The sequence below is a fragment of the uncultured Faecalicoccus sp. genome, assembly GCF_944325745.1.
GTDB lineage: Bacteria > Bacillota_I > Bacilli_A > Erysipelotrichales > Erysipelotrichaceae > Faecalicoccus.
In genome coordinates this window covers 1-10956 of the sequence record NZ_CALVBG010000045.1, presented here as the reverse complement: position 1 = coordinate 10956, position 10956 = coordinate 1, and the positions used below count along the sequence as shown (strand labels likewise).

At 41.3% G+C, this 10956-nt stretch carries 11 protein-coding genes; 10 read left to right on the top strand and 1 reads right to left on the bottom strand.

The features are described 5' to 3' along the window. The first annotated feature begins 454 nt into the window (after window positions 1-454). From Q0J48_RS05300 to Q0J48_RS05270, 7 genes are read left to right on the top strand one after another with little or no spacing between them, the layout of a single operon-like run. Window positions 455-1225 (top strand): HAD-IIB family hydrolase, encoded by a 771-nt coding sequence (locus Q0J48_RS05300; RefSeq protein ID WP_296242299.1) that lies wholly within the window; start codon window positions 455-457, stop codon window positions 1223-1225. Between the two features lie 18 nt (window positions 1226-1243). Beyond that, window positions 1244-2176: a diadenylate cyclase CdaA gene (gene cdaA, locus Q0J48_RS05295; RefSeq protein ID WP_296242297.1), complete on the top strand. Its 933-nt coding sequence runs from the start codon at window positions 1244-1246 to the stop codon at window positions 2174-2176. Continuing rightward, a complete protein-coding gene (locus tag Q0J48_RS05290; RefSeq protein WP_296242296.1) occupies window positions 2169-2954 on the top strand; it encodes a CdaR family protein in 786 nt (261 codons plus the stop codon). The genes cdaA and Q0J48_RS05290 overlap by 8 nt, the downstream gene beginning before the upstream one ends. A gap of 11 nt (window positions 2955-2965) precedes the next feature. Then, window positions 2966-4300 (top strand): phosphoglucosamine mutase, encoded by a 1335-nt coding sequence (gene glmM, locus Q0J48_RS05285; protein WP_296242294.1) that lies wholly within the window; start codon window positions 2966-2968, stop codon window positions 4298-4300. Window positions 4301-4311: 11 nt separating this feature from the next. Further along, complete coding sequence (locus tag Q0J48_RS05280; protein WP_296242292.1) at window positions 4312-4971, top strand: response regulator transcription factor; 660 nt, start codon at window positions 4312-4314, stop codon at window positions 4969-4971. Between the two features lie 4 nt (window positions 4972-4975). Next, window positions 4976-6442 (top strand): HAMP domain-containing sensor histidine kinase, encoded by a 1467-nt coding sequence (locus Q0J48_RS05275; RefSeq protein ID WP_296242291.1) that lies wholly within the window; start codon window positions 4976-4978, stop codon window positions 6440-6442. A gap of 11 nt (window positions 6443-6453) precedes the next feature. Beyond that, window positions 6454-7449 carry a Gfo/Idh/MocA family oxidoreductase gene (locus Q0J48_RS05270; RefSeq protein ID WP_296242289.1) on the top strand — a complete coding sequence of 332 codons (996 nt, stop codon included), beginning with the start codon at window positions 6454-6456 and terminating at the stop codon, window positions 7447-7449. Window positions 7450-7465: 16 nt separating this feature from the next. Here the strand turns inward: Q0J48_RS05270 and yaaA are convergent, their stop codons facing one another. Beyond that, window positions 7466-8185, bottom strand: a complete 720-nt coding sequence (yaaA, locus tag Q0J48_RS05265; protein ID WP_296242287.1) for a peroxide stress protein YaaA — start codon at window positions 8183-8185, stop codon at window positions 7466-7468. Between the two features lie 150 nt (window positions 8186-8335). On the opposite strand from yaaA, the gene ilvB reads away from it, so the two are divergent. From ilvB to Q0J48_RS05250, 3 genes are all read left to right on the top strand, one after another. Continuing rightward, window positions 8336-10018, top strand: a complete 1683-nt coding sequence (gene ilvB, locus Q0J48_RS05260) for a biosynthetic-type acetolactate synthase large subunit (protein ID WP_296242286.1) — start codon at window positions 8336-8338, stop codon at window positions 10016-10018. Then, complete coding sequence (gene ilvN, locus Q0J48_RS05255; RefSeq protein WP_296242284.1) at window positions 10015-10566, top strand: acetolactate synthase small subunit; 552 nt, start codon at window positions 10015-10017, stop codon at window positions 10564-10566. The genes ilvB and ilvN overlap by 4 nt, the downstream gene beginning before the upstream one ends. A gap of 1 nt (window position 10567) precedes the next feature. After that, the coding region (locus Q0J48_RS05250) for an NAD(P)-dependent oxidoreductase (RefSeq protein WP_296242281.1) at window positions 10568-10956 on the top strand (389 nt) is incomplete at its 3' end.

Genomic DNA, 10956 nt, shown 5'->3' with positions numbered 1-10956 from the left:
AGAGAGCGGTGGGAAGATGACAATACAATAGTTGCCAGGAACTTGTTTTTCCTGGCGAAGCACGAAGCTATGGAGAGAAGACTCCAAACGTCAGGTCGGAGAAATCCGAAAAAAACATTCCTTGGACTTAGTGGATGATAGAATGTCAGAAATGAACAGACCGGAATTTGGCTATTACAAGATCCATGATCAGAATAAAAGGACAATAGATCGTTTACTAAGGAGTCATCTAAAGTCTGCATAAAAAGAGCACAGACACCTGAATAACAATAGAGGAAATGCTGTAGACAATACGTTATGCAGTCGCTGATCAATAGATGAAATCATTATAAATTGAATAAAAGATACAGAGACGAGGCTTGTAGAAAGTCTCGTTTTTTATGTTGTTTTGAATTATGTGATTTTCATGAAGTATGATATATTATATTCATAAAAGAAAAGTTGAGGAGCTGTTATGAAATTATTAGCAACGGATTATGACGGAACATTGAAATATGCCAGCCACATCATGCCTGAAGATCTAGAAGCAATTCACGATTGGAAAAATGCAGGGAATATGTTTGTGATCGTGACTGGCCGTTCAATGGAATCGATTGAACAACAAGTCAAGGAAAATCATCTTCCTGTGGATTATTATGTAACCAATAACGGGGGAATGGTCTTTGATCGAGAAGGAAATGAACTGCTTTCTCATTATCTGGATATGGTTACCGCAATCGATATTATTTACGCCGCTCAAAACGAAGAGGGAGTTGCCAGCGTTGTGATCAACGATGGTAAAAATCGTCATAAGATGACTGTCGATCCTAGTGTTTCGGATCGGCGTTATCCGCATATGCAAGATGATATGACGATGGAGGATCTAGAAAGCTGTCCGAAGATTGCGCAAATAGTTTTATCTATGGCAGAACAAAACATGGCAGTCACTTTGGCCGATAATATCAATATGTTTTTTGGTGAATACGTGGTTGCTTATGCCAACAATTTTGTCGTAGATGTTGTACCGAAAGGAATCTCTAAAGCAACCGGATTGGAATTCGTAGTTGAATATGCCGATATTAACGAAGCGGATGTTTATACGATCGGCGACTCTTATAATGATATTCCACTGATGACCTATGGATATAATGGAGCCTGCATGACAACCGCTCTGGAAGATGTACAACAAAATGCCACTGTTCTTTATGATTCGGTGGGAACGATGATCTATTCCATTTTAGATTAGTGAAAAGGGGGATGGGTAATGAATATTACGACAAGTGATATTTCATTGATCCTTAGATTGATCCTCGATGTGATCGTGATTTGGGCTTTGGTTTACTATGCCTTGCGTATCGTGCGCAACAACACCCGAACGATCCAGATCGCAAAGGGGATCTTGTTTATTTTGATCGTACAAGGATTGTCTGCAATCTTAGGCTTGAATGCACTCAACTATCTCATCAATATCTTTGTCAATTGGGGAGTTGTTGTGATTGTGATCATTTTTCAGCCGGAGATTCGTGCCATGCTTGAAAAATTCGGAAAAACTTCTACGATCTTAGGACTGAATGTCTCACATGATGAACAAATTAATATGATCGATGAGCTGGTCAAGGCCTGTGAACAAATGTCAAAAACAAAAACTGGAGCCTTAATATCGATTCAAAGAAGTACGTCGATGGAAGATTATGTCCACACCGGGATTGAAATGGATTCTGTTGTTTCCAGCGAGTTGTTGGGGACGATTTTTCAGTATGGGACTCCTATGCATGATGGAGCTGTAATCATTATTGGGAATAAGATTGCTTGTGCGGCGGCCTATTTCCCGCCAACCTCAAAAGATCTTCCCAGCAAATATGGAGCACGTCATCGTGCCGCTGTGGGAATCAGCGAAATCACAGATTCGATCACAATCATCGTAAGTGAAGAGACCGGCAATATCTCCGTAGCGATGAACGGACAACTTACACAATACAAGTCGGAAGGTCTTCGCCGTCTTCTGATGAATCTTTTGACACCGGACATGGATGAAGGGGCAACCTCTTCTTTGTTGAGACCGGTGATCAATACGGCAAAAAACTTAGGATTGACACGCAGTCGAAAACCAGGGGAAACAAGATATTCGGCCGATGAGCGTATCCAACCTTTGGCCATCGTTGATTTACGTGATCAGGGGGTGAATTCTCATGAATAAATCCCCACAGAAGAAAAACAAAGGATGGATCAATTCCTTAAAAAATACGATTGGATCTTTTTATCGTCGTGTGAATAAGTTATTTGATCGCATTGTTTTCAATAAAGCCGGGTCGTTGATCGTGTCTTTGATGATCTCTCTTGTGATTTGTTTTGTCGTAGATTATCAAGATATTCGATATGAATTATTTGACAATACATCGACTACAGTCAATTTAGGGAATGTTGATGTCAAGATCTTGAGTGATCAGGAACAATATGAGGTCAGCGGGATACCCAATAGTGTGCAAGTGACATTGACCGGCACTGCAGCGGAGATCCAAGTCTATCGTCAGCAGCACACGAACATGACAGTTACGGCAGATCTGCGTCCTTATGAAGAAGGCAGTTTTATTATCGATCTGAGTTTAGATGATCTTCCTTCTTCTATCGAAGCGACTTTATCTCCGGCCAGTGTTACCGCTACTATCACCGCAAAAAAAGAACGATCGTTTACCGTTGATCCGGAAATGCTGATTGGTTCCGGACAAAGGGCTTCTGATTTTAAAACACCAAGGTTGTCTTCTTCGACCGTGAAGATCCGTGCCACAGAAGATGAATTAAATGCGATTCGATTTGTCAGAGCGATTGTCGACGTGAGCGGATTCACCAATGGAGATCAATATACGACAGATGCTACGATCGTTGCCTATGATGCAGAAGGAAATCGTGTTCAAGTCGAGATCGACCCGGCATCTATCGAAGCAACCGTAGAGAAAAACGATACAGATACAGAATAGGAGTGTTCAATATGGGAAAATATTTTGGAACCGATGGCGTTCGCGGACGGGCCAATGAAGATCTTACTTTAGATATGTCGATTCGGATCGGCCAATATTTGGGAATGTATTATGGCAAGGATCGCCATGCGAAGATATTGATTGGAAAGGACACTCGCTTGAGCGGGGACATGTTTGAGCTCGGCTTGGCTGCTGGCGCCACTTCTATGGGGGCCTCGGTGTACTTGTTAGGCGTTTGTCCTACACCAGCGGTCAGTTATTTGATTCGAAAAGAACGATTTGACTGTGGGATCATGGTCTCAGCCAGCCACAATCCGTATTATGATAATGGAATCAAGATCTTTAATCACAATGGCGAAAAGATGGAAGAAGAGGTCTTGCTGCAGATCGAAGATTATATGGATGGGAAGACCTCGCTGGATTTAAAGACTGGAAGTCAAATTGGTGAATATTTTGACTGGCAAGATGGTTTGGAAATTTATATGTCCTGGTTGAAAGAAACTGTACCGGTTGATTTGAGCGGATTTAAGATAGCGGTAGATAATGCCAATGGCTCGGCCACCAGTACCGCAATTGAAACCTTGGATTCTTTGGGAGCTACGGTAGAAGCAATTTCCAATTCTCCTAACGGGATCAATATCAATAAAGATTGTGGATCGACCCATCCGGAAAAACTCCAAAGAAATGTTCGGGAAGGAGATTTTGATATCGGTCTTGCCTTTGACGGAGATGCGGATCGCCTGATCGCCGTGAATTCCAAAGGGGAATTAGTCAATGGAGATTACATCTTGTATATTTGTTCTCGTTATATGAAATCTCAGAACTCGTTGAACAAAAACATGTGTGTTACGACCGTCATGGCTAACTTAGGTCTTTATAAAGCGCTAGATGAGAATAAGATTGATTATATCCAGACACCGGTTGGCGACAAGTATGTTTTCGAAGAAATGCAGAAAAACGACTATTATCTAGGAGGAGAACAAAGTGGGCATATTATCTTTTATGAGCATGCGGTGACAGGCGATGGTCTTTTGACCGCTTTGAAGCTTTTGCAGATCATGAAAGATACAAACAAAAGCTTGGAAGAATTATCAGAAGGACTTTTCATTTATCCGCAGTTGCTTAAAAATGTAAAAGTAAACAATAAAGAAGAAGCCTTGAAAGATCCTAAACTGTTGGATGTGATCCAGGAAGTAGCCGATGAGCTCGGCGATGAGGGCCGTATCTTAGTTCGGCCAAGTGGAACCGAACCTTTAGTGCGGGTCATGGTTGAGGCGAAAACGGATGCTCTGTGCGAAAGTTATGTGCAGCGCGTTGTAGATTTTATTGAACAAAACCAATACTAAGGAGGGATCCTATGAAACGAGTGATTTGTGTCGTAGAAGATGAAAAAGATTTGAATAATTTGGTGGCTCAATATCTGCGTAAAGAAGGATACGAAGTCCGCTCCTACTATACGTATGAAGAAGCCAGTGCCCATGTCCAGGATGATGATGTGCATTTGTGGATCTTGGATATCATGTTAGATGATAAATCAGGATTTGATCTGATTGAAGAAATCCGCTTGCAGGGGCCTGAAACACCGGTGATTTTCATGTCAGCACGTGATAAGGAGTTTGACCGTATCATCGGTTTGGAAAAGGGATGTGATGACTACATCACAAAACCGTTTTCTCCTAAAGAGATGGTTCTTCGTGTCAACAATATCATGAAACGGGCATATAAAGATGACAATAATCGAATCGCAGTCGATGGATATGAGCTTGATGAAGAACAGCGTAAGATCTATGCCGACAATGTTGAGATCGAATTGACCACTAAAGAATTTGATCTTTTGATGATGTTTATCAAAAACAAAGGGATCGCTTTTTCACGAGACAAGATCTTGGAGAATGTGTGGGATGAAAATTACTTTGGAAGCGATCGCGTCGTCGATGATACTTTGCGTCGGCTTCGAAAAAAACTGCCAAATTTGAATATTCATACGATTTATGGATATGGTTATCGTTTAGGATAAAATCATGATTTCACGTTTATTTAAAAAAATGTCTTTGACACAGCAGGTTTTGATCATGATCCTGCTGTTTATCAGTTTTTTTGGAATCTTTTTCATCTTTTACTTAAATAATAACATCGAAACGACGATTGCCAATCAGATGTATATGACAATGGCCAATCGCCAGCAACCCATTGTTTCTTTAATGGAATCCGGGTTTGCCGGAGAGGATGACATCTATGAATATCTGGCTGCCGACAGCATACAAACAAACTGTATCATCAAAAATAAAACCATTACGGTTTTGAATCCGGATGAAAATCAAAAGACGAGCCGCAGTTTTTATGAGTATCTGGTTGAGCGTTCTCAAAACTTGCTCTATGAAAGTGATGGGATCGATCAGGGAACAATCATTCATCAGGGTGAGCGGTACTATTATCGGATGCAAGTCGTTGAAACGGCATTGGGAGAGCGAGTATTGGTCAGCTTTATGAACGATACTTATCCGCAATCTATCAAAAACACTTTGGTCGATTCGACGGTTTATGCGACGATCCTTGCTTTTTGTGTCTTTATTATCATCATGATGATATGGGTCTTTTCCATTATCCATCCACTGAATCAGATCAAAAACTATATTGCACAAGTCAAACAAGGAAAAGAAGTGGAACTGCACCTAAATCGAGATGATGAGATTGGTGAGGTTGCCAATGAACTTGTCAACATGAAAGATGAGCTGCAGAAACAAGAAAAAGTCAAAGAAGAAATGATCCACAATATTTCTCATGATCTGAAGACCCCGATCGCAACGATCAAATCGTATTCAGAATCAATCAAGGATGGAATCTATCCTTATGGCACACTCGAAAAAAGTGTGGACGTGATCTTAGACAATGCGAATCGTCTGGAAGCAAAAGTACACAATTTGCTTTATTTGAATCGAATCGAATATTTGATCACGAGCGATGCCGAAGGTGTTGTGACCAACATGAAAGAGGTTGTAGAAGAAGTGGTCTTGAATTCAGCGGTGATCCGACCTGAGATTTCCATCATTACCGATGTAGAAGAAGTGTTCTTTGATGGCTTGTTGGAGTCATGGCGTGTATGTATTGAAAATATTATGGAGAATGCATTCCGCTATGCTAAAAGCTATATCAAGATCCAAGTTCGTGAAAATGATTTACAGATCTCGAATGACGGACCCAAAATGCCGGAAGATCGTATCGAGGCGCTCTTCCGCCCGTATGAAAAAGGGGAAGGCGGACGTTTCGGTTTAGGATTATCCATTGTCTCGCGTGTCGTGAAAGCGAATAAATATCACGTGAAGGGATACAATACAGACGATGGCGTTTGTTTTAGGATCTATCGCGAACAACCAAAACAAAAGAAGAAACAAAACGAGAAGAAAACGCGCCGGGATCTGAAAAAAGATCACGCAGAAACAAAAAAAGAACTATTTGTTTCTCATGAGTCAAAGGATCATTTAGAATAGGAGAATTGCAAATGAAAGTGGGAACGATCGGAAGCGGTGTGATCGTGGATCGTATGATCGAAGCGATGAAGATGACACCTGGAATGGAAGTCTCTGCCATTTATTCACGAACCCTTGCACGAGCACAGGAATTTGCCAGAAAACATCAAGTTTCCAAGTATTATGACGATCTGGATGCGATGTTGAAGGATGAAAAGTTGGATACGATCTATGTCGCCAGTCCTAACGGATTACATTATTTACAATCCAAAAAGGCACTGTTGGCAGGCAAACACGTGATCTGTGAAAAGCCATTCGTGCCGACTGTGGAAGAAGCCAAAGATCTTTTTGCAATTGCCAAACAAAAAGGGGTATACATTTTTGAGGCAATCACGACAATTCATCTTCCAAATTATCAAATCGTACGATCGCATTTGAAAGAGCTGGGAGATATCAAATTGATTCAGTGCAATTTTTCACAGTATTCCTCTCGCTATGAAAAATATAAAGCGCATGAAGTGACCAATGTATTTGATCCGGCCTTTGCGGGCGGCGCTTTGATGGATATCAACGTCTATTGCCTTCATTTTGTGATCGGACTTTTTGGAAAGCCGGATACAGTCCAATATGTCTGTAATCGGGGGTTCAATGGCGTAGACACCAGCGGAACCGTTTTATTGTCTTATCCCGATATGTTGGCCTTATGTACAGGTGCTAAGGATTCCAGTTCTCCTAATCATGTTTACATTCAAGGAGATCAAGGAACGATTCGGGTATATGGATCCAGCTGCGGAGTATGTTCTCATGTCGAGATCTTACCGACAAAAGGGGATATGATCGGAAAGAAAGATACTTCTGTTGCTCATGACATTGGTCTGGATCAAAAACCACATATGGTGTATGAATGTGAAGATTTCTTATCGATCATTCAAAATCGGGATTGTTCTTCTTATGAAAAGCTCTGTAAACAAACATTGGATGTGGTATCGATTTTAGAAGAATGTCAAAAACAAAGCACAACGGTTTAAACGATGCCGTTGTGCTTTATTTGTGTTCACGAATAAAAACAATTTCATGATCGGAGCTGTGCGATGAGGAATAGTAATATCCCAGAAGGTCAAATTGTTGGATCTTTTCGATGGTTTCAATCTGGTTCTGCGCAAGATAACGAACCATTTCTCCCCGTGCAATCTTAACATAGACCCCTTTTTCGACAAGGCGCTGAGAATCTTTTTCAAAAAAACGGACATCGATCAAAGGACGATAAGGACGAATACATTTGGCGTATTCTTCACTGGCCAGATTGAGAATAAAGGGATCTTGGATAGAATCTGCCAAGGCTGATCCCCAAAAATCATATAAGGAAAATGGAATTTTTGACTGCATTTCCAGGCGATATTTGACGATTGTATCAAAGGGCCGCAATAAACCATAAAACCCGGATAAGATCAATAGATGTTTTGAAAGATAACGCAGGGCTTCATCCTCTAAGACTTCCGGTGCCATCGTTGTATACTGGATTCCCCGGTATGCAAACAAGGCGGGGATTCTTGCCTGGTCTAGATCGAGGGACTGGTAGTTTTCATAAGCTTCTTTTGCCAGCTTGTCTGAACATTTGAATGCGATTTTAAGTTCAGAGTAGGAAAGAGACTTTAGCTGCTTTAGCAAGATTTTTGTTTGATCCAGAAATAAAGGGGATGAAGATGTATCAAAATAATCTTCATAGGTTTTCATCTGTTTAGCAGGACTTATCAATATTTTCATATGGATATTCTAACACAATAGATGTCGTTGAATGAATCCATAAGAATGAAAGCGGTCGTCAAATTTCTTGAAAATATTTTCAAAAAGCATACAAAAGAATATGAAAGTTTGTTATAATAAGAGTCAAACATAAAAGAAGAAGGTGAGATCATGAAATTAACGGGAGCACAGATCACTGTGGAAACGTTGATTGAACAGGGTACTGAAGTCGTATTTGGATATCCTGGAGGACAAGTTATCGATTTGTACGATGCTTTATATCAAGCCGGTGACCGAATTCATCATGTGCTGACAGCTCATGAACAAGGTGCTTCTCATGCAGCAGACGGATATGCTCGCAGCAGTGGAAAGGTAGGAGTCGTTATTGCGACCAGCGGCCCGGGAGCTACGAATTTAGTAACGGGCATTGCGACAGCGCATCTAGATTCAACACCAATGGTTGCGATTACCGGAAATGTCTCGAATGCGATGATTGGACGAGACAGTTTCCAGGAAGTCGATATTACAGGAATTACGATTCCCATCACAAAACACAATTTTTTTGTGAAACATGTTGAAGATCTGGCGGATACGATCCGAACAGCGTTTCAGATCGCAAAATCGGGACGTCCAGGTCCCGTCTTGATTGACATTCCTAAAGATGTACAGACAGGTCTTTGTGAATATGAACCTGCACCCGTTGTCGAAAAAGAAAAACAACGATTGCCTAAAGAATTTAAGATTGAATGGGCCGCAAAAATGATTCGTGAATCGCAGCGTCCATATATTTATATTGGCGGCGGTGCCATTACTGCGGATGCCAGTAAAGAAATCGAAGAGCTGGCAGACCGTATTGATGCGCCGATTGGTTCTACCTTGATGGGACTTTCGGCGATATCTCATGAAAATCCTAGATTCTTAGGGATGGAAGGTATGCATGGACACTACGCAAGTTCTATGGCTCAAAATGAAGCGGACTTGATATTGGCTGTGGGGGCGCGATTCTCTGATCGTGCAACAGGAAATGTCAGCAAGTATGCCAAAAAGGCAAAGATCATCCATATCGATATTGATCGAGCAGAGGTCGATAAAAATATCACTTCGGATCTTGGAATTGGCGGCGATCTAAAAATTGCTCTGCAGGAACTTTTAGAAATCGTTGAACCGAAAAAGAATCTCGAATGGGATCGAAGGTTAGACCAACTTCGCAAGGAAGAACAAGAACAATTCCAGAAGAATACTTCAGAAGAATCTTTGACGCCTTATGCCTTGATCCATGAAGTACAAAAACATACCGAGGCCGATATGCCAATCGTAACCGATGTCGGCCAGCACCAAATGTGGGTTGCGCAGTTTTATCGATTCCATCAGCCGCGGACTTTTATTACCAGCGGGGGTCTAGGTACGATGGGCTTTGGATTGGGCGCGGCTATTGGTTCCTGTTTGGCAACCGGCAAAAAAACGGTCTTGTTTACGGGGGATGGAAGTTTTGGTATGAATCTTAATGAACTTGCCACGGTTTCTAAACTCAATGCCCCGGTCGTGATCTTCATTATGAACAATGGCGTATTGGGAATGGTTCGCCAATGGCAAAATTTGTTCTATCATAAACATTATTCCCAGACGACACTGGAACGGAAAACCGATTTTGTGAAATTGGCTGATGCCTTTGGATTAAAAGGGTATCGCATTACAAAACGAGATGAATTATCGAGTATCGTCGCCAAGGCAATGAATGAAGAGGAGCCTGTATTAGTCGATTGTTTGATTGACAAAGACGAACTTGTGCTTCCGATGCTGCCGCCTGGAGGATCTTTTGATGATATTATTACTTTAAAGGAGGATCCGTCATGACAGATGATCGATTTATCATTGGAATTTTAGTCGATAATGCGGCCGGTGTTTTGACTCGTGTCAGTTCCTTGTTTACTCGTAGAGGTTTCAATATCGACAGCTTGACGGTAGGCACCACTGAAGATCCTCGGTATTCTCGTATTACGATTTCCGCCCATGGCGATGAAGCCATTCGCAAGCAGATCATTAAACAGGTTCGTAAGCTTTATAATGTGAAAGAAGTAAAGATCTTACCGATTGACAATAGTGTAAAACGGGAATTGGCTTTGATCAAGTTGCGAAATAAACCGCAAACACGAAATGATATCTTATCAGCGGTCGATATTTTCCGCTGTAAGATCATAGACTTTTCACCGAACACATTGTGTGTTGAAATTACGGGGAACTCCTCTAAGATCGATGCGTTTATTACGGTTGTAAAACCGTTGGGGATCTTGGAACTTTGCCGTACGGGTGTAACGGCATTGGAAAGAGGATGTGTCTATCTGAATAGTGAAACGAAAACATTTGAAGAAGAGATTTGTGAAGAAGATAAAGGAGAAAAATAAAATGTCTAAAATTTATTATCAGCAAGATTGTGATATCCAAAAATTGGATGGGAAAAAGGTAGCCATTATCGGCTACGGTTCACAAGGACATGCCCATGCCCTGAACCTAAAAGATTCTGGTGTAGATGTTGTCGTTGGATTGTATGAAGGCAGCCGCTCTATCGAAAAGGCAAAACGTCAAGGGTTAGAGGTTATGTCAGTGGGAGAAGCTACAAAAGCAAGTGATATCATTATGATCTTGATTCCGGATGAAAAACAAAAAGCAGTTTATGAATCTGAGATTGCTCCAAATTTGACAGCCGGAAAAACATTGGCCTTTGCTCATGGTTTCAATATTCATTTTGGATGCATCGTTCCTCCAAAAGATGTCAACGTGATCATGATTGCTCC

Excerpts from the sequence above, each read along its gene's own strand:
- Q0J48_RS05300 (WP_296242299.1), top strand. The coding sequence starts at position 455 with ATGAAATTATTAGCAACGGATTATGACGGAACATTGAAATATGCCAGC.
- cdaA (WP_296242297.1), top strand. The coding sequence starts at position 1,244 with ATGAATATTACGACAAGTGATATTTCATTGATCCTTAGATTGATCCTC.
- Q0J48_RS05290 (WP_296242296.1), top strand. The coding sequence starts at position 2,169 with ATGAATAAATCCCCACAGAAGAAAAACAAAGGATGGATCAATTCCTTA.
- glmM (WP_296242294.1), top strand. The coding sequence starts at position 2,966 with ATGGGAAAATATTTTGGAACCGATGGCGTTCGCGGACGGGCCAATGAA.
- Q0J48_RS05280 (WP_296242292.1), top strand. The coding sequence starts at position 4,312 with ATGAAACGAGTGATTTGTGTCGTAGAAGATGAAAAAGATTTGAATAAT.
- Q0J48_RS05275 (WP_296242291.1), top strand. The coding sequence starts at position 4,976 with ATGATTTCACGTTTATTTAAAAAAATGTCTTTGACACAGCAGGTTTTG.
- Q0J48_RS05270 (WP_296242289.1), top strand. The coding sequence starts at position 6,454 with ATGAAAGTGGGAACGATCGGAAGCGGTGTGATCGTGGATCGTATGATC.
- yaaA (WP_296242287.1), bottom strand. The coding sequence starts at position 8,185 with ATGAAAATATTGATAAGTCCTGCTAAACAGATGAAAACCTATGAAGAT.
- ilvB (WP_296242286.1), top strand. The coding sequence starts at position 8,336 with ATGAAATTAACGGGAGCACAGATCACTGTGGAAACGTTGATTGAACAG.
- ilvN (WP_296242284.1), top strand. The coding sequence starts at position 10,015 with ATGACAGATGATCGATTTATCATTGGAATTTTAGTCGATAATGCGGCC.